Raw genomic sequence first — 24,599 nt, 5'->3', positions numbered from 1 at the left:
ATTGAGTTGATTGTATAAATATCCTCTATATAGTTTAAAATTGGCCTTAGAACGCCCATTTCGATACTCAAAAACCAGTTGTAAGCAAATATGCCCAGAGCCAACAGATATTTTTTGCCTGATCATGTATGGCATATTACCCATAGATGCCATAAAAAGGAATTTTTGCTTAACAGCGTGTTGAAAAAGTCCTTATCAGGCAGGCTGTTCAAAAATTCCAAGTGCAAGGAGCAAAAATAGTTCAAGGTCGCAGCGTATTTAGACATACGGAAGAATTTGAACTTTTTGTAGCGACGCAGCAATTGGAGGATTTTCAACAGCCTGTTAAGTTCGCCAAGGACCGTAGCACATGGATTAAATGGTTATTTGAAGCCAATCGACTGGACTGAAGGTGTTGCAGTGGGCTGCAAAGATTTTGTCGAAAAGGTCAAGGAAATGCTTGGCAGCAGAGCTTGCGGCCGCAGGGTCCATGAAGTAGGCAAGTCAGGGATGTACGCACTGAAAGAACCTGTATCGGCTTACAATGATGTTTTTGAGGGTAAAATGTTTACCTTATGAAACAACGCAAAGCGTTCCTGCAAAGCAGGGTTTCATTGGGGGGCTTCTAAGCTCCGAAAATAGGCTGTTTTGGGATATTTATCCTGATATTTAAGTATGATGGTTAGGTCCGACCCCAAAGAATACTTATTCACCGGATTTTTAATTTTGAAAAGGGACATGAAATCATGACCAAGAAAAACCTGCAAAGAGAAGAGGCTGACAAGAAACTCCGCCGCAGGGCGGAAGAATCGCTAAGCAAAGATTTTGCCGGGCAGCCGGAATTTTCAGATGTTGATACTCAAAAGCTCATTCATGAACTGCGGGTACACCAGGTTGAACTGGAGATGCAGAATGAGGAATTGCGTCAGGCCCAGGCCGAACTTGCACAGTCACGGGACAGATACCTTGAACTCTACGATTTTGCCCCCATCGGGTACTTCACCCTGGACAAGAAAGGCCTGATTAAGGAGGTCAACCTTGCCGGCGCGGAACTCTTGGGCCTTGAAAGGGCGCGTTTGATCCGGCAACGGTTTTCCCGTTTCATCGCGCCTAGCTCTCAGGATACGTTCTATTTCCATCGAAAAAGAGTGCTTGCGTCCGAAGACAGGCAGGTTTGCGAACTTGTGCTTGTGAACAGGAACGGTGCACAATTCCATGCCCAACTGCAAACCGTGTCCGTGGATGACGGCAAACATAGCAGCAACCAGCTTTACATCGCGGTCATTGACATTACCGCACGAATTCGTCTTGAGGAGAATCTCAAGGTGTCTCACGAGAAGTTGGAGCGACAGGTCGAGGCCCGCACGAGTGAATTGACAGAAGCAAACCTGGAGCTCAAGGAGGAAATTGTTCAGCGCCGACAGATCGAGCTGAAATTGCAGGATTCTGAAGAAAAATACCGGATTGTTGTGGAAAACGCGAATGAAGGTATTGTCGTTACTCAGGACGGCAGAATTGAATTTTCAAATGCTAAATTCGAGGATATTTCAGGATATTCCAAAAAAGAGTCGGCCGGCTTGACCATGGTTGATCTTGTCCATCCGGACGATGCAGAAATGGTCATGAAATATCATACGCAGGCAATGCAGGACCGGATGCAGCCAAAGCCATATAATCTGAGGGTGGTTGACAAGGATGGGCAAACAAGATGGCTTCGGAACAAGAGGGTGCGGATCGAGTGGAAGGGCCGGCCGGCCTTCCTGAGCTTTCTTGAGGATATTACAGCTCAGATACAATCCGAGCAGGTATTGAAGGAGATCGACGAACAGCTCAAGAATATTTTTCTGGAGTCGCCCATCGGTATTGCGGTTTATGATGCTCAAGGCCTTTTGTACGGCATGAACAAATCCTATATTGAACTTTACGGGATATCTGATACAACTCGAATCATGGGAAAATCGCTCTTTGACGACCCTCTGCTGAGCAGCGAGACTAAAAAAAGACTGCTGGCAGGCAACGCGATTCGAGAAGAACTGGCTCTTGATTATGCGAAAACCGCGGACCCAGCCATGTTTGATCCATCAAGAACAGGGACTTTGTATCTGGATGTGCTGATCACCCCATTGGGGATGAGTATGGGCGAGTCCGTGGTCGGATATATGGCCCAGGTCCAGGACATCACGGAGGGAAAGGATGCTGAACGGAGCATTCACGCTCTTTCCCAGCAGCTCATCAGGGCACAGGAAAGCGAGCGCCAGATGATTGCCCGTGAACTCCACGACCGGGTGGGACAGAACCTTGCGTCATTGAAAATGGATTTTGACAGCCTCGGCAATGTGAACCCGGATCACCTTCCGAAGACTCGAAAAAAGATCGCGGAGATTTCTTCTTTACTGCAAGAGACCGTCTCGGATATCCGGGATCTTGCCTATGAATTGCGGCCCCCGGGCTTGGATCATTTCGGATTCATGCAGACCATTATTCAATTCGGCAATGATTTCAGAGAGAAAACAGGGCTGGATGTGGATATGAGCTTTATGGGGATTCAAGAATTGCTTCTTGATTTTGATACGGAAATCAACCTGTATCGTCTGATCCAGGAAGGCATGAACAATATCCATAAACACGCCCGTGCCAAGCGGATTGCGGTAAAAATGGTGGCCTCCCATCCGTCGATTATCTTAAGGATAGAAGATGACGGTATTGGGTTTGATCCGGAGAAACGGCTTTCAGCCTCGATCAGGGAGAAACGCATGGGCCTTCGCAGCATGCAGGAAAGGGCCAGTCTGCTCGGGGGCAAAATGAGAATTCAGTCACAACCGGGAAGAGGCACTGAAATCCATATCGAGGTGCCGTGTTTAGGGAGGAAAAATGGTTAAGAAAACAAAAGTGTTGATTGTCGATGATCATCCTCTTTTCAGGGAAGGCATCAAGGCAATCATTGGACGCAGCCCGGAATTCGAGGTGGCGGGAGAGGCGAGCGACGCGCAAACGGGACTGCAGCGGGCATCGGAGTGCAGGCCGGATATCGCCCTGGTTGACATATCACTCCCCGATCAAAGCGGCATCGATCTGACCAGGACCCTGAAAAGCGTCCTGCCCGAGACGCATATCCTGATTGTCAGTATGCATTCCAAAATGGGATATATAATCGAGGCGTTTCAGGCCGGAGCCATTGGATACCTGGTCAAGGAATCCGCCGGTGACGGGCTTTTGAAAGCACTGGGATGCATCGTAAAAGGCGAGTTTTTCCTTGACAACTCGGTTTCCCGTGCAGTGGTTTCAAAGATTTTGAAAGCCGCAGACAAGGAAGTGTACGTTGCTGACACCGATTACAGGAGCCTGACGACCCGCGAACAAGAAATCCTGCGCTTGTTGGTGGAAGGCCTTTCCACCAAAGATGTCGGGAACCGGCTGTATATCAGCCCGAAAACAGTTGAGAACCATCGCACCAATATCATGCACAAGCTGCAAGCCAAAAGCCCTCTTGATCTTGTTCGTTACGCGGCACGAATCGGTCTGATCGATATCGATCATTGGAAGGGTGAAGACCCGTAATTTACAGGTAACCATGGGGCGTCATGCCATAGGAGAACACCTTCCTCCAGCCCCTTAGATCAAATCATTAAAACACCCTCCTCAATATCCACCCGGGAGATATTCCTGTCTCCCGGGATTTATTCTCGGAAAAAATAAGCAATTCCCCTATAGACGTGGCCAAACAGAAATGTATTATTGAAAATAGACGAGGTGGCTGGCAATTTTTTTGCGCAGTATACTCAATTGTGATCAGGAAGGGCGAAAAATGAAGAGCATCCTAAAAATGGGCGTGTGGATTGTGTCTGTCTTATTGCTGCTGGGTGTTGTCGGCTTATGGCTCAGGCCCGGATGGGAATAAAACAACTGGGCCGGAATCCGTTTTTCAAGCCCGAATTGCTAACACATGGGTGTAACGACGCGCCATCATCAAATGAAAAAGGAGAAAAACTATGCCCATTATCAATTTAATTATTATTCTGGTTGTCATAGGTGTGGTTCTGTGGCTGATTAACAACTACATACCGATGCAGTCCACCATTAAAACAATATTAAATGTCGTCGTTATTATCGCGGTGGTTATTTGGCTGCTGAATGTCTTCGGGGTGATTGGCTCTTTATCAGGGATTCGCGTTGGGTAAGCGCTGGTGGTTTTTATCATGACGCTTACCACATCGGCAATTATCGAGAAATCAGCGCAATTCCTGGGGCGTCTGCGCGGGGATCCCCGTTTTCAGGAGAACAAAGGCGACGAAGCCCCGCTGCGCTCCGAATTGTTCAGCACCTCCCAGATGGAGGAGCACGGCAAAATTCTCGCGGACCTGCATACTTTGAGCGCGAAGCAAGCCCCGGAGCGACTGCTGGCCAGGCTTGCCAAGAACGAGAAGGTCCTTTTCGAGGTTCGCGATCTGTTGACTGAGGTCGTGCAGGCCAACCGTGTGATTATCCCTGCAGGGGAATGGCTGCTGGATAACTTCTATCTGATCGAAGAACAGATTCTGGTGGCAAGAAAACTGTTGCCCAAGGGCTACGCCAAAAAGCTTCCCCGTCTGAAGGACGGCCCGTCCAGAGACCTTCCCCGGGTGTACGACATTGCCCTGGAGACGATCGCTCACGGCGACGGACGGGTGGATCTGGAAAGCCTGAGCGGATTTGTCGCTGCCTATCAGACGGTTACGCCACTGTGTCTGGGAGAGTTGTGGGCCATTCCGATCATGCTGCGCCTGGCTCTGATCGAGAATCTGAGGCGGATTGCCGCTCGAATCGCCGTGAACCGGACAAATCGCGATCTGGCCGGGCAGTGGGCTGATAACATCATAGAGACAGCGCAAAACGACCAGAAACGACTGATCCTCACTGTTGCCGACATGGCCAGGGCAACACCGCCCATGACCAGTTCCTTTGTCGCGGAGCTGGTTCGGCGTCTTCATGGACAGGGTACCGCATTCTCACTGCCTCTGGCCTGGATCGAGCAGCAACTTTCAGAATCCAACCTGACCATCGATCAGATGGTGCAGTCTGAGAATCAACAACAGGCTGCTGATCAGCTTTCCATCAGCAACAGCATCTCGGGCCTGCGCGTTCTGAGCGTCATCGACTGGCAAGGATTCGTGGAGACCCTGAGCGCTGTTGAGAACATCCTGCAACAGGACCCGGCCGGAATTCATGGCCGGATGCATTTCAACACCCGTGACCAATACCGGCACATCATAGAGGAAGTCGCCAGGAAAAGCGCATTCAACGAAGTGGCCGTGGCCCGTGCAGCCATTGAGCTAGCTAAGGAAAACAGCGTCCGGGCGGATGGCCACAGCCGGGAGGGTCATGTTGGCTTCTACCTCATTGACCAGGGTCTTGCAGACCTCAAAGACCGGGTCAAGTTCAGGTCAACGGTTCTGGATATAATCCGCGGCCCCGGTGGCCGGTTCCCTTTGTTCCTGTATCTCGGCTCTATTGCCTTGGTCTCGGTGATTATTTGTGCCGCCCTGCTGGCAAAAACCCGTTCAGACGGGGTGGACGGAGTGCTGCTCTGGTTCGTGGGCGGGCTCTCTCTGCTGGCGGTAAGCCAGGTGGTCATGGCGCTGATCAACCTCATTGCTGTTCGTCTTGCCAAACCGCATAGACTCCCCCGCATGGATTTTTCCAAGGGCATTCCTCCGGAATCGTCCACCCTGGTCGTGGTTCCGGCCATGCTTTCCAGTTCTGAACATATCACGAAATTAACTGATGCTCTGGAGGTCCGGTTTCTGGCCGGCCAGGAGGAAAACCTGCGCTTTGGCCTGCTGACCGACTTTCTGGACGCCTCTGAGGAAAGGACCCCTGAAGACGAATCTCTGGTTTTGCTGGCCAGGCAAGGAATCCAAAGACTTAATGCGACATACGGGGCCAATGAAGACATTTTCTTTCTCTTTCATCGACCTCGCCAATGGAATCCAAAGGAACAAATCTGGATGGGCCATGAACGCAAGCGTGGCAAGCTGGCCGCGCTTAATGCGCTGCTCCGTGGCGGCAATTCAAGGGATTCCCATAAAGGCACTGATGTAAATTTCTCGCACATTGTTGGAAACCTCGACGTGCTGCAGAGCGTAAAATACGTCATCACCCTGGACACGGACACGGACCTTCCGCGGGATAGCGCGTGGCAGCTCGTGGGTGCCATGGCCCATCCCTTGAACCATCCCCAATACGATGCGGACCAGGGGCGCATCGTGTCCGGATACGGCATCCTGCAGCCCAGGGTGGCGGTCAGTCTGCCGGGAGCAAACAGGTCGCGCTATGCCCGCATGCACGGAATTGACGCTGGTATCGATCCCTACACCGGGGTTACCTCAGACCTCTATCAAGACCTCTTCAGCGAAGGTTCGTACATCGGCAAGGGAATTTACGACGTCGACGCCTTCGAGCAGGTCCTCAAGGATCGTTTCCCCGAAAATATGATCCTCAGCCACGACCTTATCGAGGGCTGCCATGCCCGATCAGGACTGATCAGCGATGTACAGCTCATTGAGGAGTATCCGGCGCGCTACGACGCGGATATGGATCGCTGTGTACGCTGGATCCGTGGGGACTGGCAGATCCTGCGATGGCTGTTTCCGGGAGTTCCCGGCCCGAAGACGAAATTCACAAGGAACGCGCTCTCATTCCTGTCCCGGTGGAAGATCTTCGACAATCTCCGGCGCAGCCTCATGCCCATGGCGCTGACCCTCCTGCTCTTATTCGGCTGGACCATCTCGGCCTCGCCCTGGTTCTGGACCGCGGCGGTCATCGGTATCGTGCTGGTTCCGGCCCTGATCAACTGTCTGATGGGATTCTTCAATACGACCGGCCACGCCCTGATGAGCCATCACCTCGCAAGCTCGGTCCAGGTCATCGGGAGATGCCTCGCCCAATCTACGTTCACGCTGCTCTGCCTGCCGTATGAGGCGGCCACCAATGGCGCCGCCATCCTGCGAACCATGTGGCGGATGGGCGTATCCGGCCGGGGGCTTCTGGAATGGAACCCGCCGGGCCTTGCCCAAGGCACGGGACGAACAGGGTCAGGTTTGTCGATGCTTGGCGCATCGTATCGCAGGATGTGGATCGCTCCGATCGCGGCAATCATTGTGGCAGCTTATCTGTTTCAAACCCGGACAATGGCCCTGCCCGCAGCCTTGCCGGTGCTGATCCTCTGGTTTGCCTCACCCCTCATCGCCTGGTGGATCAGTCTGCCCATCAGGCCCCGGAGAGTCCGGTTGACCGATGATCAATTGGTCTTCCTGCGCAAGCTTTCCCGCAAGACCTGGGCCTTTTTCGAACAATTCGTCGGTCCTGAAGACAACTGGCTGCCCCCGGACAACTTTCAGGAAGCCCCGCGCGAGGTGGTGGCCCACCGTACGTCGCCCACCAACATGGGATTTGCGCTGCTCTCGAATCTGTCGGCCCGCGACTTCGGCTACATCACCGACGGGCGCTTCATGGATCGCACGGAGAACGCCCTGGGCGCAATGGATGGGCTGGAACGGTACCGCGGCCACTTCTACAACTGGTACGACACCCAAACCCTCAATCCGCTTTTGCCCATGTTCGTTTCGTCGGTGGACAGCGGGAACCTGGCAGCAAGCCTGATGACCTTGCGGGAAGGGTTGCTCGCGCTTCCCGACGAGAAGCTCACGAGAGAACGACTGTTCGACGGAATTGTCGATACAGCCCTGGTACTCATGGATGTCTCGAGTGAAAGCATACCCGCGGAGCTTACGCAATTTATCAAAGACATGGAGTCTGTCCGGTCTTCCCCGCCGGAGAAGACCCCGCCGGACACGACCCTTTGGGACCTGAAGGCGTGCCTCGGCCGGCTGGCCACATCCGCCGGGGGGGTGGTCCTGAGCTTCGAAGCCGACCCTGAGAGCGACGCCTTGTGGTGGGCGCGGTCCCTTGAGCAACAGTGCCGGGATGTGATTGACGAGCTGAACGTGCTGGCGCCCTGGGCCGAACCTTCGCTTGCCGGGATGATTGTCGACTACATTCCCTCCCTCGGGGAAAGCCTCACACTTCGCCGGGTGGCCGGCCTGGACAACGAGGTGATGTCGTTAATAGAGGAATCACGCCAGAGCAGCGGGACGCCGGAAGAAAAACAACGCCTGGACAAGATCCAACAGCTGATCACCGAATCCAGCCTAAATGCCGGGAGAAGAATCGTCCGCCTGGAAAATCTTGCGCACCGTTGCCAGGAACTTGCCCGGAACATGGAATTTGACTTCCTGTACAACAGCACCCGCCGTCTCCTGGCCATCGGCTACAACGTCAGCGAGGGGCGCAGGGACGGAAGCTTCTACGACCTGCTGGCTTCGGAAGCGCGACTAAGCAGTTTCGTTGCCATTGCCCAGGGGCAACTTCCTCAGGAAAGCTGGTTTGCCCTGGGACGTCTGCTGACCATTGCCGGCGGAGAGTCGGTCCTTCTTTCCTGGAGCGGTTCCATGTTTGAATATCTGATGCCCCTTTTGCTGATGCCCACCTATGATCAGACGATTCTTAATCAAAGCTGCAGGGCCGCCGTGGCCAGACAGATCGACTACGGCAAGCTACGTGGCGTACCCTGGGGAATTTCGGAATCAGGCTACAACATGACCGACAGTCAGTTCAACTACCAGTACAAGGCCTTCGGGGTGCCCGGCCTCGGCCTGAAACGAGGGTTAGCCGAAGATTTGGTCATCACCCCCCATGCTTCGGCGTTGGCGCTCATGGTGGCACCCGAGGCGGCCTGTCGCAATCTTGAAGATCTCTCGTCCCGTGGTTTTCAAGGCAGGTACGGCTTATACGAGGCCATTGACTACACTCCAAGTCATCTTCCTCGCGGACGAACCAGTGCCGTGGTTCAGTCCTACATGGCCCACCATCAAGGCATGAGCCTGCTCGCCCTGACGCATCTGCTGCTGGACCAACCCATGCAGAAACGGTTCGAAGCGAATCCCATGTTTCAGGCGACTGTACTGCTGCTTCAGGAACGGCTGCCCAAGGCCACGGCATATCATTCGCAAATATCGAAACTTTCCGAATCACGGAAGACGTCGGCATCTTTGAAGGAAAAGCCTCTGCGCATCTCCACAACTCCCAATACGCCCATCCCTGAGGTGCAGCTCCTGTCCAACGGAACATACCATGTCATGGTCACCAATGCAGGAGCCGGGTACAGCCGCTGGAAAGATCTGGCCGTGACCAGGTGGCGTGAAGACGGAACATGCGATAATTGGGGGGCTTTCTGCTATATCCGGGACATTTCCAGCGGTGTCTTCTGGTCCGCGGCGCACCAGCCTACGCTTAAGTCGCCTGATCACTACGAAGCAATATTTTCCGAAGGCCGGGTTGAGTTCCGCCGCCGGGACGAGGATATTAACACCCATACCGAAATTGCTGTTTCACCCGAGGATGATACTGAACTGCGCCGGGTCACCATTACCAACCGATCCACAACCCGCAGAACCATCGAAGTAACCAGTTATGCTGAAGTCGTCCTGGCATCCCCTGCATCCGACGCAGCGCATCAGGCCTTCAGCAATCTCTTTGTTCAGACCGAGATAATCAGGCCCCAGTGCGCAATTATGGCCACCCGAAGGCCCCGGTTTGCAGACGAGAAACCGCCGTGGATGTTTCATACCATGGCTGTCCACGATGCGGACATAGGTGAGATGTCCTATGAGACCGACCGGTTGCGGTTTATCGGTCGCGGGAACACCCCTGCCGATCCAGAAGCCATGCAGAGCCTCTCTCCCCTTTCCGGCAGCGAAGGTCCGGTCCTTGACCCCATCGTAGCAATTCGCTGTCAAATCACCCTGGAGCCGCAAGCATCGGCAACCGTAAACATATTCACCGGAGCAGCAAAAACCCGCGATGTCTGTGCGGGCCTGGTGGGCAAATACCGGGATCGATATCTTGTGGACCGTGTTTTTGAGCTGGCATGGACCCATAGCCAGGTCCTTCTGCAACAGATTAACGCCACGGAAGCTGAGGCGCAGCTCTACGGGCGGCTTGCGGCCTCGGTTCTCTACGCCAATTCAGGACTGCGCCCCCATTCCAGCCTGATCATGAAAAATTTTCGGGGACAATCCAGCCTCTGGGGCTATTCCATCTCCGGAGACCTGCCCATTGTCCTGCTGTGGATCGAGGATCGGGAGAACATCCAGTTGGCCCGCCAGCTCATTCAGGCCCATGCATACTGGCGACTCAAAGGGCTGCCCGTGGATATGGTGATCATCAATGAAGATCATGCCGGTTATCGGCAGGTTCTGCACGACCAGATCATGGGGTTTATCGCCGCCGGAGTGCATGGCAAGCGGGCAGATCGACCGGGTGAAGTGTTTGTGCGCAACGCTGATCAAATTTCTGAGGAAGACCGGATCATCTTTCAGGCCCTGGCCCGCATAGTCATTCGCGACAGCCTGGGAACCCTCGAGGATCAACTGAACCGCGTTGATCTTAATCAACCGAACATTCCAGCCCTGGAGCCGACCCGAATTTTTCGCACCCTGCAGCCCACTGTAGCGGCCCTGCCCCGTGAAGACCTCCTGTTCTTCAACGGAATCGGGGGATTCACCCCGGATGGTCATGAGTACGTCATTTCAACCAGTCGCGGGCAGGTCACACCGGCCCCGTGGGTCAACGTGCTGGCCAATCCGAATTTCGGCGCCATTGTCTCGGAAAACGGCCCAACCTACTCCTGGAGCGAGAACGCCCACGAATTTCGCCTCACCCCATGGCACAATGATCCTGTCATGGATTTAAGCGGGGAGGCCTTTTACCTGCGCGACGAAGATCGCGGCCATTTCTGGTCTCCCATGCCGCATCCCGTCAGAGGCGCTTCTCCCTACGTCACCCGGCACGGATTCGGATACACGGTGTTCGAACACACAGAGCGCGGCATCAGTTCGGAGGTATGGGTCTTTGTGGCCATGAACGCGCCGGTCAAGTTCACGGTGCTCAAGGTGCGCAATCGGTGCGGCCGTCCGCGACGGCTCTCAGTGAGCGGATTTGCCGAGTGGGTGCTGGGGGATGTGCGTCCCAAGACAGGAATGCATGTGAGCACCGAGATCGACCCTGAAAGCGGCGCGATTCTGGCGAACAACCCGTACAACACCGAATTCAGCAGACGGGTGGCCTTCTTTAACGTGGATCACGCCACCAGAACGGTAACCGCGGATCGGACCGAATTTATCGGTCGCAATGGAACCCTGGCCCGCCCCGCGGCCATGACCCGGTCCCGCCTCTCCGGCAGGGTCGGAGCCGCAATGGATCCATGCGCGGCCATGCATGTTGTTTTTGATCTGGACGACGGTGAAGACCGCGAGATCGTGTTCACCCTCGGCGCCGGGCGAGACGGTGACGAGGCCGCACGTCTAGCCAGGCGCTATCGTGATTCCACTGCAGCGCGAAAAGCCCTGGAGGCTGTATGGCAATACTGGAATCACACCCTGAGCGCCGTCCAGGTGGAAACACCCGACAAGTCCGTGGATCTCCTTGTCAATGGCTGGCTTTTGTACCAGACCATTGCCTGCCGGTTCTGGGGCCGAAGCGGCTACTATCAGTCCGGAGGCGCCTTTGGCTTCCGTGACCAGTTGCAGGACTCCATGGCCCTGATCCATGCCGAGCCGGGTCTTGTGCGTGCGCATCTACTCCGCTGCGCCGGCCGCCAGTTTCCAGAAGGCGATGTTCAGCACTGGTGGCACCCGCCAACCGGCAGAGGGGTGCGGACCAAATGTTCCGACGACTATCTCTGGCTGCCCCTGGCCACCTGCCGCTACGTCCTGAGTACCGGGGATACGGGGGTGCTGGACGAATCGATTCACTTCATCAACGGCCGCCAGCTGGATCACAAGGAGGAATCCTATTATGATCTTCCGGTCAGGTCCGAAGAAACTGCCGACTTGTATGAGCATTGCGTACGTGCAATCCAGAGGGGACTCAGGTTCGGTGAGCACGGACTGCCCCTGATGGGATCCGGCGACTGGAACGACGGCATGAACATGGTCGGCCACGAAGGCAAAGGGGAAAGCGTGTGGCTGGCCTTTTTTCTGTGCGAGGTGCTGAACCGATTCGCCGAGGTCGCCAAGCTGCGCGGCGATCTGGACTTTGCCCGACAATGCCTAGATGAGGCTGCACAGCTTGGCAGAAACATTGAGGAACATGGCTGGGACGGGGCATGGTATCTTCGGGCGTATTTTGATGACGGCACCCCCATGGGCTCTGCTGAAAGTCCGGAATGCCGGATCGATTCAATAGCCCAAAGCTGGTCGGTCCTGTCCGGGATGGGCCGCAAAGAGCGTGTACGGACGGCCATGGAAGCGGTGGACGAGCACCTGGTGCGCCGGGAAGACAACCTGATTCAGCTTTTTGACCCGCCATTTGATAAATCCTCATTGAATCCGGGATATATCAAAGGTTACGTCCCTGGAGTACGCGAAAACGGCGGACAGTACACCCACGCCGCCATCTGGACGACCATGGCCTTTGCCGCACTGGGGGACAAGCGCCGCGCCTGGGAACTGTTCGCCATGATCAACCCCGTCAATCACGGAAATTCTCCTGAAGAAGCGAACAAATACAAGGTCGAACCCTACGTGGTCGCGGCAGACGTTTACGCTGTCAAGCCGCACACAGGCAGGGGAGGATGGACGTGGTATACGGGATCAGCCGCGTGGATGTACCGCCTGATCATGGAATCCCTGCTGGGTTTCAGGCTGGAAGCGAACAGATTGTCTTTCGAACCCTGCCTCTCCACACAGTGGGACGCTTTTACGATCCGTTACCGCTTTCGGGAAACCATGTACCATATCAATATCAGACAACAACAGGCTGACGGGGACAGAGAGGCGAGTGTTACGATGGACGGGGTGGTACAACAGGAAATGACCATTGCGCTTGTGGATGACAGACAAGATCATACTGTGGAAGTAGTGCTGACATGCTGATATTGACGACCATCTGGCCAACTATGAGTCCACCCGGCAGTTACAAATTTTCTTCCATGTGATCTTTGGACTTCCTGTGTTTGCGATAGCGGGAATATTAGACAAGCTGCAAAAACTGATCCAGGCATCGCCTCAGGCAGCCAGAGTAACTTTTTTAGGAACCTCACCATGTCCACACAACCAGACACGAACAACACCATCATCAAACATCCCCATGCCCTCACGGTACAAGAGTGCCTCGACACGTTGCAAAGCCAGGCTGTCGGGCTGGAACCGGACGATGCCCAAAAGCGCCTGGAACGCTTCGGCCCGAACAAACTGCCGGAGCCGGAGCCGGATGGATTACTGAAACGCTTTTTCAAACATTTTCATGACATCCTGATCTACATCCTGCTGGCCGCGGCCGGCATCACCGCTCTGCTGGGTCACTGGATAGACACCTTCGTCATTCTGGGCGTGGTAGTCATCAACGCGTTGATCGGTTTTTTCCAGGAGGGCAAGGCCGAAGAGGCCCTGGCCGGCATTCGCAAGATGCTCTCCCTGCACGCCCAGGTCCGTCGCGGCGGAGATTTTCATGACATCGAAGCGGAGTTGCTGGTTCCAGGAGACATCGTCCGTTTGCGCTCCGGGGACAAGGTTCCAGCGGATATACGGCTGTTGAACACCACAAACCTGCGCATCGAGGAATCCGCACTGACCGGCGAATCCGTTGCCGCGGCCAAGCAGACCGACCCCGTGCTTAAGGACGCCCCCCTGGGGGATCGCAAAAGCATGGCGTATTCCGGGTGCCTTGTGGCGGCCGGACGCGGCGTGGGCGTGGTCGTACACACCGGTTTACAAACCCAACTTGGCCGAATCAACAAAATGATCCAGGAAGTGGAAAAACTGGCTACTCCGTTGACACGCCAGATGGCCTACTTCGGCAAGGTGCTGTCCGTGGTCATTCTCTTCCTGGCCGGCCTGATGTTTGCTGTCGGGTGGCTACTCCATGACATGCCCATGGAAGACCTCTTTTTTGCGGCCATCGGCTTTGCCGTGGCCGCTATTCCCGAAGGACTGCCGGCCATTCTGTCCATCACACTGGCCTTGGGCGTGCAGCGCATGGCCCTGCGCAAGGCCATTATCCGCCGCTTGCCCGCCGTAGAAACCCTGGGTTCGGTGACGGTGATCTGTTCGGACAAGACCGGCACCCTGACCCGCAACGAGATGACCGCCAGGGCCGTGGTGACCGCGACCCAAACCTACCACGTCAGCGGCACCGGCTACATTCCCGAAGGCCACATCCGAGGGGCGGACGAACAACGCGCCGAACTCGGAGACAATTCCGATCTCTTGCAGGTTATTGAGATCATGGCCGTGTGCAATGACGCAATTATCTTCGAGGAGGACGGTCGCTGGAAACTGAACGGCGAGCCCACGGAAGGAGCGCTGCGCACTCTGGGCCGCAAGGCTGAATTTGATCCAACGCCATATATTCGCCTGGCGGAGCTTCCTTTTGAATCCGAAACCAAGTTCATGGCCACCCTGAATAAAAGTCCTGAAGAAAAAATCCTTCTGTTGCTCAAAGGTGCGCCAGACCGTCTGCTAGACCGTTGCACGCTCCAGCTTGCCGCTGACGGCGGCACCGAGCCCCTGGACCGTGCCATGTGGGAAGCCAGGCTGGAGGAACTGGCCGCTCAGGGTCAAAGAATCCTGGCCGCGGCCTGGCAAGAACTTCCCCGTGAAGATTCGGACTCGGTGCGACTGACCAAAAGCCAGGCCCTGTCTTTGGAAGACGTTGATCAAAAGATGATCTTTGCCGGCCTGGTGGGCATTGTTGACCCCCCCCGCACCGAGGCCATTGCGGCAATCAAGATCTGCCGCGAAGCCGGCATCCGGGTGAAGATGATCACCGGAGACCATGCGGCCACGGCCATGGCCATCGGCAAGGAAATGGGGATCGGCAACGGCACGGCGGCCATCACCGGACCGGAGCTGGAAGCCGCGAGCGATACGGAAATGCGCCGCCTGGCCATGAAGCACGACATTTTTGCCCGCACCAGCCCTGAACACAAGTTACGCCTGGTCACGGCCCTGCAAGCCGAAAAGGAAGTGGTGGCCATGACCGGAGACGGAGTCAACGACGCTCCGGCTCTGAAACGGGCCGATGTCGGTATAGCCATGGGCATCAAGGGCACCGAGGCAACCAAGGAGGCCGCGGAGATCGTACTCATGGACGACAATTTCGCCACCATTGAACACGCCGTGGAAGAAGGCCGTACCATTTATGACAACCTGCGCAAGGCGATTTTGTTTCTTCTCCCGACCAACGGCGCTGAAGGGTTGGTCGTCCTCACCGCCATCGTCGCCGGCTTTGCCGTGCTCCCTTTGACACCGGTCCAAATCCTTTGGGTGAACATGGTGACTGCCATCACCCTGGCCATGGCCCTGGCCTTTGAACCTTCCGAACCAGACCTGATGTCCCGTCCTCCGCGCCGTCCCGGTACGGCCATTCTGGGCGGTTACTTTCTCTGGCGGATCGGCTTTGTCTCCGTACTTATCGGAGGGGCCACCCTGGCTGTTTTCCATGTGGAAATGTCCCTGGACATGGACGTAGAAATCGTGCGCACCGTCTGTGTGAACACTTTAGTGGCCGGCCAACTTTTCTACCTGTTCAACAGCCGCTTTCTTCGAGAAGCCGCGTGGCTGCCCTCCCGGCTTCTGAGCAACAAGGTCGCCTTGATCGCTTCCGGAGTCCTGATCCTCTTCCAACTCATTTTCGTTTATGCGCCGTTCATGAATCTCTGGTTCGGTTCAGCCCCTTTGGAACTTCGCCATTGGCTGGTTCCACTGGGTATCGGCCTGATGGTCTTCACCCTGTCGGAACTCGAAAAAGTCGTGTATCGAAAATTTGAAAAGGTAAAGTAAAAGTAGCTACTCAGCAAATCCGAGTAAGTAAGTGGAGTGGATAGCGTTAACGCTATCCAGCCTTCGGTACAGGGAGCAACCTGGAATTTGCTGAACAGTTACAATTTTTGGAACTATTCAGCAAGTTCGAATAAGAAGACCTGGACCCCGGATCTGGTCCGGGGTGACGGTTAAAGCAGGCCGCTGCTCTTTTCCGTCATTCCGGCGAAAGCCGGAATCCATTGCCGTTGAATAGTCAGATTCCATATGTGGTGAACAGTTACAATTTTTTTAAACATTCTGATAAAGGGCTATCCATGAAAACCATCGTGACAATGACTTTGAATCCGGCCATCGACAAGAGTTCAAGTGTTGCTCATGTCGTAGCCGAGCAAAAGCTGTACTGCAAACCCCCACGTTTCGAACCCGGAGGCGGCGGAGTGAATGTCTCCCGAGCCATCAAAAAACTGGGTGGGGAATCCATCCTCCTTTATCCTGCAGGGGGCCTGACCGGCGCCAGACTTCAAGAACTCCTGGATCAGGAGGACCTGGACCATCACCGGTTTCCCATTGCGGGATTGACCCGGGAGAGTCTGGTGATTCTGGAGGAATCCACCGGCCGACAGTATCGTTTCGGGATGCCGGGGCCAGAGTTGAGAGAACAAGAAAGGGAACAGTTCCTGGATGAATTGTCGTTCGTAGAACCGGCTCCCGATTACTTAGTGGTCAGCGGAAGCCTTCCTCCGGGCGTACCCACTGACTATTATACACGGATGGTTCGTACCGGAAAGAACAGGGGCGCAAAAGCGGTCATCGACGTTTCGGGTGAAGCTCTGGAAAAGGTGCTGAAGGAAGGCGTGTATCTGATCAAGCCCAATATTCGCGAGTTCAGGGAATTGGTCGGCAAGGACATCAAAGAGGAATCACAGATCAAGGCAGAGGCCCAAAAAATGGTCAAGAACGGCTACTGCGAGATGCTGATCATCTCACTGGGCGCGGCTGGCGCTTTGATGATTTCCAGCGAGATTTCCGAACGTATCCTGCCGCCGACCGTGCCGATTGTCAGTAAGGTCGGGGCCGGGGACAGCATGGTGGCCGGTATTGTCTTGAGCCTTGCCCGGGGCAAAACACCCAGGGAATCCGTCCTGTTCGGCGTGGCGGCCGGCACGGCAGCCGTCATGACCCCGGGAACGGAATTGTGCCGTAGAGAGGATGCCGAAAGGTTGTATGAAAACATGCTTTCAAGTCTTTGATCCATCCCATTTACCTTAATTTAACAGGGAGGCGGCCATGAGATTGCCGGCTTATAAAACCAAAATCGTCTGCACCATTGGCCCGGCCTCCCGCTCAGAGGATGTCTTGGAGCGCTTAATGCTGCAGGGCATGAATGTGGCGCGGCTCAATTTCGCCCATGGAACCTTGCAGGGGCACAAGGAGGATATCCGTCGGATACGCGCGGTGGCGTCAAGGCTTCAAAGTCACTGCCTGATTATGGCGGATCTTCCCGGACCCAAAATACGAATCGGTAAACTCCTGGATGAGCCGCTTATTCTAAAAAAAGGGCAGGAGGTCATACTGACCGTTAAAGATCTTATCGGCACACCTAACAAGATACCTGTTGATTACAAGAGACTGCCTGAGAGTGTAAGCCCGGGAAGCCTGATTTTCCTTAATGACGGCTTCATACAGCTCCAGGTAGACAGGGTGTCGGATGAGGAGGTTTTCTGCCGAACGGTTATCGGCGGTCCACTCCTGTCTTACAAAGGATTAGCCCTTCCCGGAGTAAATATATATGCAGATGCGGTGTCGGACACGGACCTTGCGTTCGTCGCATTTGCCCTGCAGGAGGGCGTGGATGCATTTGGTGTTTCATTTGCGGAGACAGCGGATGACATACGCAAGGTGAAGGGCTTTGCACAAAAAGATGGGCAATCAGCGTATGTGATTGCCAAAATCGAGCGGCCCGAGGCCCTTGACAATTTCGATGCGATTCTTTCCGCGGCGGATGCCATCATGATTGCACGCGGTGACTTGGGGGTTCAAATCCCTTTAGAAGACGTGCCTGCCGTTCAGAAAAAACTGACCCACAAGGCAAATCTTTTGGGTCGGCCCGTGATAACAGCGACGCAGATGTTGTTATCCATGACTGAGAATATCAGGCCCACCCGTGCCGAGGTCTCCGATGTGGCCAATGCGATTTTTGATGGGACAGACGCGGTGATGTTGTCCGAAGAGACGGCTATAGGAAAATATCCTGTAGAAACGGTTGAAATGATAACCAAAATAGCAGCATCCGCAGAGCGGGAAAAAAAAGCTGTCAGTGCTTTGGCCGATCTGCCCGCATACTTCAAAACAGGTGCGGGTTCCGGCAATACCACAGTTGAGAATATTGTTTCCCTGAATGCCGTCGAATCTGCAAACGCATTAAATGTGCGCTTCATACTGACCCGCACGCAAAGCAAGGGCGTCGCTTGCCTTATCTCCAGATTCAAACCTGACTGCTGGATACTTTCCTGTGGCGGCGATGAAAAAATGAATCATTTTCTGGCTCTGTCTTACGGGGTTTATCCTGTTTGTATTGACTATGAAACAACTGGCTTTGCCGATGGGGTCATGCAGTTTATGGACAAGGCAGGAATGGTTGAAAAAGACGAGAGAGTGATTTTGGTTGAGGATGCATCACCCCAAGACATGCACGAAACCGATTCGCTCAAAATAATCAGAACACGGTGAACCCCTATGCCTGACAACAGCCACTGAAAGGAACAGATCAACGGGGTCTGCCACCCTGGACTATACTGCTGGATTGCGTTTTTCACACGGGATAAGCATGCCGCCGCCTGCGAGTTCTGGCACGAAATGTACAAAGGGGGAGCGCGTCCATTCATCCTTTCGCCCATCCAGGGAATTATTCCCGCCTTTTGTGATTATTCCTCACGAAAAATGTGTGTTTTCCCTACAGACACGGTTAATAAAAAGAGTATTGTCTGTTTAAGCACCTGAGTCTGCCGTTTGTGTAAGCCGTGCTGTTTTTAAATCTGCCTCAAAAAAAGTCTACTCTGCATGTTTTCGGCAGAGATAACATTTTCAAACAAGGAGAAAATACTATGACAATCAAAAAACAAGTGTAACGCGGAACACATTTCAAGAACTGCAACCATAACCAAACAAGGAGAAAAGCACCATGAAAAAATCAATGTATCGCTTGGCTGTGGCAGTTGCCATGCTCTCACTCGTGTTATTGAACAGCATCAGTTTCGCGTCCGTAACGGACGACCGCATCGTCTCATCCGCAAAAGATTCTTACGTGTTCAAGACATTCCTCAAGGACGGAGATGTTCAAATCCAGTCCAAGGATGGTGTTGTGACGTTATCGGGAACGGTCGCCGAAGAATCCCACAAACAACTGGCTCAGGAGACCGCGGCGAATCTGCCCGGAGTGAAAAGTGTGAACAACGAACTGGAATTAAAAGGTGAACGCCCCGCTGAGATGTCGGATACGTGGATCACCTTTTACACGCGAATTCGAAAGCCTGCCCAGGGTTCGTGATTGCGGCCTTAGCTGGGGGGGGTAAACTGAATATGGCTAAAAAACCAGCGCGGGCAACATTTTTAATATCGGCATAGAAATCCCGGTCCTTTGGACCGGGTCAGAGTTCAACAGCTTTGCTAGTTGAACGGTCCATGGTACCCCGATGTCACGTTGTCCCCACAACCTGACACAGAAGTAAACCATGGCCCGTTTTCGAAAACTATCCCATACAATATGGTTTTGCCAATACCATATCGTATGGACCCCTAAATACAGGTTCCGAATACTGAAAGGAAGATTGGCAGCAGAAGTTGAGAGCTGTATCCGGGCATTTTGTCAACATCAAAGAGCTGAGGTATTAGAACTCAGCATCCCTTTGGACCATGTGCACCTTCTGGTAATGGTACCCCCCAAAATATCGATTTCGAATTTTGTGGGTACAGTCAAAGGACGAACAGCCATCAGGGTGCTGAACAAGTTCAAGCAGCTCAGGCAAAAACCCTATTGGGGTAATCATTTTTGGGCTCGAGGTTACTGTGTGGACACTGTAGGCCTCGATTCAGAAAAAATCAGAAAATATGTCAAATATCAAGAAGAGCAAGAAAAGAAGTACGAGCAATAATTAATCAAACGGGGACAGCGTAAATCCTTGCCTCCTGTGGGGGCAAGGCAGTCTTGCCCCTTCCAGGGGCTAATTCAATTCCTGGCCCTTTGGGTCAGGATTCTTTAAACAGACACATAATTAAAAAGGTAATAAAATGCACACATTTGGAAAAGACGATTTGTCCACGATCTGGGGCAAGTGCGAACCCCCCTGTCTTTCACTCTACCAGTCGACCCACCGGGGGCACCCGGAAAACAAACAGGATCGGATCCGTTTTAAAAACCTTGTAAAGGTGCTGGAGGAGTCGCTTCAGCAACGCTTCCCTGATGACGAAATCCAGCCGCTGCTGAAACCTTTCTGGGCGTTAGCCGTTGACACCTCCTTTTGGAAACATACCCTTGACGGGCTGGCCATATTGGGCGCGAAAGGCTTTTTCCGGGTCTACAACCTCCAGCGACCGACCCAGGAATTGGCCGTTGTGGCGGACAGCTTCCACATCAAGCCGCTTTTGCGCATTCTGCAGTCGGCCGACCGATTTCAGATTCTCGCATTGAACAGGCATACGATAAGGCTGTTCGAGGGCAACCGGGATGTTCTGGGTGAGATTGAACCGGCTCAGGGCGTTCCGCGGACTTTGATCGAAGCTCTGGGAGAAGAACTGACCGAGCAGCATCAGACAGTCGCATCATACGGAGGTGCAGGTGGAGGAGAACAAGGCATGCACCATGGCCACGGCAGTAAAGAGTCTGAGGTGGACAGCGATGCACAGCGCTTCTTCCGGGCCGTTGACCAGGCGATCCTGGAGTACCACTCGCGGGCGTCAGGCCTGCCGCTGATCCTGGCTTCCCTGCCTGAGCATCACCATATGTTCCACGAACTCAGCCGCAATCCGTTTCTAATTCCGGAAAGCATCGATATCCACCCGGATGCCCTGCCGTCCGTCGAAGAACTCCGCAAGCTCGCCTGGCGGCTTGTGGAGCCGCGATACCTGGCGCGTTTGGCCCATCTGGTTGAAAAGTTCGGCAAGGCATGGTCCGAGGGACTCGGCAGCGACGATCCGTCGCTAATCACCAAGGCCGGTCTGGAAGGTCGGGTCGCCACCCTGTTGATCGAAGCCGACCGGGTACTTCCCGGCCGGATCAACGCCGCTACAGGCGATGTTGATCCGGACGACTTGTCCCACCCACAGGTTGACGACCTGCTCGACGACCTTGGGGAGCTAACCCTGAAGAGGGGCGGACTCGTGATCATCGTCCCCACCGAACGTATGCCGACCAAAACCGGAGCAGCCGCGATCTTCAGGTATTGAGCCGCGGAAAACGGGGACAATCTTTTTTTGCAAGGAAAAATCTCATGCGACGGGGAGAGTGTTTCTTCTTCCTTAGAACCGCCACACGCTTTAATTCCCCTCGCCCGGGAAATGCATGACCTGGGAGAAAGTCCCTATTCATAGGATTATTCCTCACGAAAATGTGCGTTTTCCCTACAGACACGGTTAATAAAAAGACTATTGCCCAGTTTGATTCTTAAATCTGCCGTTTGTGGATGGGGTGTTTTATCTACTCGATCTTACGTAACTTGAAGCGTATAAGAAACAAACCTGTTCACCGGGATGAATGGGGCAGGCTTAATGTGCGACTTGAAAGGCTTGGAAATGAAATTGACATGGCCGAACCGCATCTCATTGACCATTATGAATGGCAGGTCCAGGGGCTGTCTCAGAAAAGCATGGCTGGCAAGATGGGCCTGAACCAATGCGGCCTTTCGCAAAAAAAATCAGCCGTGCCCGCAATAAGGTCCTGAAAGCACTGGGAGATGATTATGATTGACAAGGCATGGTCCGGCCAAAGGATTGTTGCTTCATATACAGGCATTTCCATATTCTGAAAGAGAGAAAAACCATGATCCCAAATGAATTACACATTTCAACCATCAACTTTCTGGAATGGGGGCGGTTGTCCTTTAGGGATCATATTGAGCAGCAGGAGCTCCTAGAACACCTGGGGAAAGATGTCTTTTCTTATGAAAAGTTAGGCCTTGAATTGCGCCACGACCTGGATCTGATTATCAAAAAGGCCTTGGAAGCGTTAGATTTTCTTAATCAGCCAGACATCCTGGACATGACAGAGGATGACTCAGACAAGGCCTCGGTCCTTGAAGCCTTTGACAGGCTGGACAACCTAGTCTTTTTTATGGAAGCAGCAGAAAGACTTCTTGCCCCCAAAGACGAAAAAATGGCAGAAGAATTACTGCAAAAAACAACAAGGTGTTATAAACAAGTAACTTCCTTCTTCTTTTCACATGACTTTTCAGCGCTTCGTTTGTCGACATTTCACAAATATCGGCGAAAAGCTCTGGAATATATCCGGCCTGAGCAGCATTACCTTTTCCCCTGGTATGATCTTTTCAACAAGGTTGATTCTGACACCCTGTTTCTTATTGCTGAAAACATAAACCAGCCAGACAACCTGCCTCGAGAAATCAAAGACGAACTTCCCCTTTTTTATGCAGAAATCCAGCAAGATCAGGTCCTGAAAAATTATATTCAGAAACAGAGCCTCATCGCCAGAAAGTTCGTTAAATTGCTTGACACTCACTGGTCGCTTCGTCTCTGGAGGTTCGTGGAAGAAATAAATCTGGATAAAATTCTGCCTGAGATGGTAGAACAGAAAGCGGCGGTCAGACTCAGCCAGTCTCTTCTGCAAAGCTCGACAATGACAATCCAGGACAGGTTTGCACTGGGGCTGTCCGCAGCTCTTTTTGCCCCTGATATTGATGAAGCAGAGCGTTTTAAGCTGCTTGAGCAATGTGAAAAAATATTTGACCGCATCAAGGAAACATCTAGCCCGGACAACCCTGCAGGCAGAGTGATTCAAAGGCTGAATCTACTCCAGCAAGGCAGACTTAGCCTTGAAGAGGCAGTTCAAGCCACACTTGATTATTGGATTGAACAGCTGAATGTGGTCCAGGCTGAAGCCAGAAACAGAAAAGCAGACATGGCTGGCCTGGTAAGATCTATTATCTCGGTCGAGGATTCAGATGGGGTTGAAAAGATAAAGTCCCGACCACAAAGACCAGCCTCAAGCGTTGGAAAAGACAAGCCAAAGTCCTGGCTGGAGAAACTGAAAGCCTGGCTTGGCAACCCAATTGTCCTTATCACAGCAGTGGCCGCATTTCTTATTGTGATCTCTGTCCAATTTCTCTTGCGCCAAGAAGACCAGATGCACATAAACTTTGAAATGCGTGTGTATCAGGTATTGCCCCTGACCCGCTCAGATGAGGCAGAGACAGTCATAACCGCAGAATCCGGGGCTGTTCTTTCCTCCAAAGACTGCTTCCAGCTCCTCTTCACCCCAACCAGAGACGTCTATGCCTACCTGCTGCACCAGGATGCTGGAGGCCAGACTACTAAATATTTAGAAGGACCACTTCATAAAGACTCAACCCAGATCTTTCCTGACAAAGTTTCCAGGTCCTGCTTTACAGCGGATTCAGGCTCAGAAGTGTTTTATCTGGTTTATTTTGATAATGCTGTTGATGGGTTTGCTGAGTTGACCTCACAGATGTCAAACACAGATGATGTGCTCGATCCAGTCCGGTTTGAGCAGGAAATCAGGACCGTATTTCCCAATGCACAGATTGAAATATTTAGCTTCAGCTACAAATAATTCTGCTATTGATTCTCAACTAACCAATTATAACATCTTGATTTTTCAGATATCTGACATCAGTAGTGTCCGGTTAGAAGTTCAATAAATGCGTTACCTTCAGCTGAAGATAACCAAAACAAGGAGAATGCATCGTGAAAAGTTCAATGTATCGCTTGGCTGTGGCATTTGCCATGCTCTCACTCGTGTTATTGAACAGCATCAGTTTCGCGTCCGTAACGGACGACCGCATCGTCTCATCCGCAAAAGATTCTTACGTGTTCAAGACATTCCTCAAGGACGGAGATGTTCAAATCCAGTCCAAGGATGGTGTTGTGACGTTATCGGGAACGGTCGCCGAAGAATCCCACAAACAACTGGCTCAGGAGACCGCGGCGAATCTGCCCGGAGTGGAGAGTGTGAACAACGAACTGGAATTAAAAGGTGAACGCCCCGCTGAGATGTCGGATACGTGGATCACCCTGAAAGTGAAATCAACGCTCCTGTTCCATCGCAGCGTAAGCGCCATGACGGAAGTGAGCACCAAGGACGGAATAGTGACCCTGAAAGGTGAAGCTGACAACCAGGCCCAAATTGATCTGACTACGGAATACGCCAAGGATGTTGAGGGAGTTAAAAAAGTCAAGAATGAGATGACAGTTGCAAAGGCTGCCAAAGAACCGGTCAAAAAAACCGTAAGTGAAAAGATTGACGACGCCTCCATCACCGCCCTGGTCAAAGCAGCGTTGCTGTATCATCGCTCGACCAGCGGCATGAACACCAAGGTCGAGACCAGTGACGGAGTGGTCACGCTAAGCGGTGAGGCTGAAAACGCGGCGGAAAAGGAATTGGCCGCAAGATACGCCAGTGATGTAAAGGGCGTAAAGAATGTGGTCAACAACATGACCGTCCAGTAACCCTCGTTCTGGATCAACCGGAACAGCCGGGAGTCGGCTGTTCCGGTGATTTTTTATCATGCC

At 53.2% G+C, this 24,599-nt stretch carries 14 protein-coding genes; all 14 read left to right on the top strand.

Annotated elements, in window-relative coordinates; translation table 11 throughout:
* Positions 1 to 366: 366 nt before the first annotated feature.
* The 14 genes from LZ23_RS05355 to LZ23_RS05290 all read left to right on the top strand — a co-directional run bounded on the left by LZ23_RS05355 (position 367) and on the right by LZ23_RS05290 (position 24,536).
* Positions 367 to 558: a hypothetical protein gene (locus tag LZ23_RS05355; RefSeq protein WP_045212251.1), complete on the top strand. Its 192-nt coding sequence runs from the start codon at positions 367 to 369 to the stop codon at positions 556 to 558.
* A 167-nt stretch (positions 559 to 725) separates the two neighbouring features.
* A complete protein-coding gene (locus LZ23_RS22340) occupies positions 726 to 2,858 on the top strand; it encodes a PAS domain-containing sensor histidine kinase (RefSeq protein ID WP_052507137.1) in 2,133 nt (710 codons plus the stop codon).
* Complete coding sequence (locus LZ23_RS05345; RefSeq protein ID WP_045212249.1) at positions 2,851 to 3,537, top strand: response regulator; 687 nt, start codon at positions 2,851 to 2,853, stop codon at positions 3,535 to 3,537. Before LZ23_RS22340 ends, LZ23_RS05345 begins: the two co-directional genes overlap by 8 nt.
* A 431-nt stretch (positions 3,538 to 3,968) precedes the next feature.
* Positions 3,969 to 4,157 carry a Thivi_2564 family membrane protein gene (locus LZ23_RS05340; RefSeq protein WP_045212247.1) on the top strand — a complete coding sequence of 63 codons (189 nt, stop codon included), beginning with the start codon at positions 3,969 to 3,971 and terminating at the stop codon, positions 4,155 to 4,157.
* 18 nt (positions 4,158 to 4,175) lie between these two features.
* Positions 4,176 to 12,950 (top strand): glycoside hydrolase family 94 protein, encoded by an 8,775-nt coding sequence (locus tag LZ23_RS05335; protein WP_052507136.1) that lies wholly within the window; start codon positions 4,176 to 4,178, stop codon positions 12,948 to 12,950.
* Between the two features lie 168 nt (positions 12,951 to 13,118).
* Positions 13,119 to 15,857 (top strand): cation-transporting P-type ATPase, encoded by a 2,739-nt coding sequence (locus LZ23_RS05330; protein WP_045212245.1) that lies wholly within the window; start codon positions 13,119 to 13,121, stop codon positions 15,855 to 15,857.
* A 296-nt stretch (positions 15,858 to 16,153) separates the two neighbouring features.
* The gene (locus tag LZ23_RS05325) at positions 16,154 to 17,089 is read left to right on the top strand and encodes a 1-phosphofructokinase family hexose kinase (protein ID WP_045212243.1); all 936 of its coding nucleotides are present in this window, start codon (positions 16,154 to 16,156) and stop codon (positions 17,087 to 17,089) included.
* Positions 17,090 to 17,126: 37 nt separating this feature from the next.
* The gene (gene pyk / locus LZ23_RS05320) at positions 17,127 to 18,569 is read left to right on the top strand and encodes a pyruvate kinase (protein ID WP_045212242.1); all 1,443 of its coding nucleotides are present in this window, start codon (positions 17,127 to 17,129) and stop codon (positions 18,567 to 18,569) included.
* Between the two features lie 451 nt (positions 18,570 to 19,020).
* Positions 19,021 to 19,386, top strand: coding sequence for a BON domain-containing protein (locus tag LZ23_RS05315; protein ID WP_052507135.1), 366 nt, complete (start codon positions 19,021 to 19,023; stop codon positions 19,384 to 19,386).
* A 184-nt stretch (positions 19,387 to 19,570) separates the two neighbouring features.
* Complete coding sequence (gene tnpA / locus LZ23_RS05310) at positions 19,571 to 19,990, top strand: IS200/IS605 family transposase (RefSeq protein WP_045212240.1); 420 nt, start codon at positions 19,571 to 19,573, stop codon at positions 19,988 to 19,990.
* A gap of 136 nt (positions 19,991 to 20,126) precedes the next feature.
* Complete coding sequence (locus tag LZ23_RS05305) at positions 20,127 to 21,281, top strand: baeRF3 domain-containing protein (protein ID WP_045212238.1); 1,155 nt, start codon at positions 20,127 to 20,129, stop codon at positions 21,279 to 21,281.
* A 269-nt stretch (positions 21,282 to 21,550) separates the two neighbouring features.
* A complete protein-coding gene (locus tag LZ23_RS05300) occupies positions 21,551 to 21,775 on the top strand; it encodes a hypothetical protein (protein WP_045212236.1) in 225 nt (74 codons plus the stop codon).
* Between the two features lie 98 nt (positions 21,776 to 21,873).
* Entirely contained in the window at positions 21,874 to 23,640 is a 1,767-nt protein-coding gene (csx30, locus tag LZ23_RS05295) for a type III-E CRISPR-associated protein Csx30 (protein ID WP_045212235.1), read from the top strand.
* A 134-nt stretch (positions 23,641 to 23,774) separates the two neighbouring features.
* Positions 23,775 to 24,536, top strand: a complete 762-nt coding sequence (locus tag LZ23_RS05290; RefSeq protein ID WP_052507134.1) for a BON domain-containing protein — start codon at positions 23,775 to 23,777, stop codon at positions 24,534 to 24,536.
* Positions 24,537 to 24,599 lie beyond the last annotated feature (63 nt).

Source organism: Desulfonatronovibrio magnus (genome assembly GCF_000934755.1).
In the GTDB taxonomy this organism is placed as follows: Bacteria; Desulfobacterota; Desulfovibrionia; order Desulfovibrionales; family Desulfonatronovibrionaceae; genus Desulfonatronovibrio; species Desulfonatronovibrio magnus.
The sequence above is the reverse complement of the archived record's forward strand: the minus strand, read 5'-3'. Positions and strand labels throughout refer to the sequence as shown.

Excerpts from the sequence above, each read along its gene's own strand:
- LZ23_RS22340 (WP_052507137.1), top strand. The coding sequence starts at position 726 with ATGACCAAGAAAAACCTGCAAAGAGAAGAGGCTGACAAGAAACTCCGC.
- LZ23_RS05345 (WP_045212249.1), top strand. The coding sequence starts at position 2,851 with ATGGTTAAGAAAACAAAAGTGTTGATTGTCGATGATCATCCTCTTTTC.
- LZ23_RS05340 (WP_045212247.1), top strand. The coding sequence starts at position 3,969 with ATGCCCATTATCAATTTAATTATTATTCTGGTTGTCATAGGTGTGGTT.
- LZ23_RS05335 (WP_052507136.1), top strand. The coding sequence starts at position 4,176 with ATGACGCTTACCACATCGGCAATTATCGAGAAATCAGCGCAATTCCTG.
- LZ23_RS05330 (WP_045212245.1), top strand. The coding sequence starts at position 13,119 with ATGTCCACACAACCAGACACGAACAACACCATCATCAAACATCCCCAT.
- LZ23_RS05325 (WP_045212243.1), top strand. The coding sequence starts at position 16,154 with ATGAAAACCATCGTGACAATGACTTTGAATCCGGCCATCGACAAGAGT.
- pyk (WP_045212242.1), top strand. The coding sequence starts at position 17,127 with ATGAGATTGCCGGCTTATAAAACCAAAATCGTCTGCACCATTGGCCCG.
- LZ23_RS05315 (WP_052507135.1), top strand. The coding sequence starts at position 19,021 with ATGAAAAAATCAATGTATCGCTTGGCTGTGGCAGTTGCCATGCTCTCA.
- tnpA (WP_045212240.1), top strand. The coding sequence starts at position 19,571 with ATGGCCCGTTTTCGAAAACTATCCCATACAATATGGTTTTGCCAATAC.
- LZ23_RS05305 (WP_045212238.1), top strand. The coding sequence starts at position 20,127 with ATGCACACATTTGGAAAAGACGATTTGTCCACGATCTGGGGCAAGTGC.
- csx30 (WP_045212235.1), top strand. The coding sequence starts at position 21,874 with ATGATCCCAAATGAATTACACATTTCAACCATCAACTTTCTGGAATGG.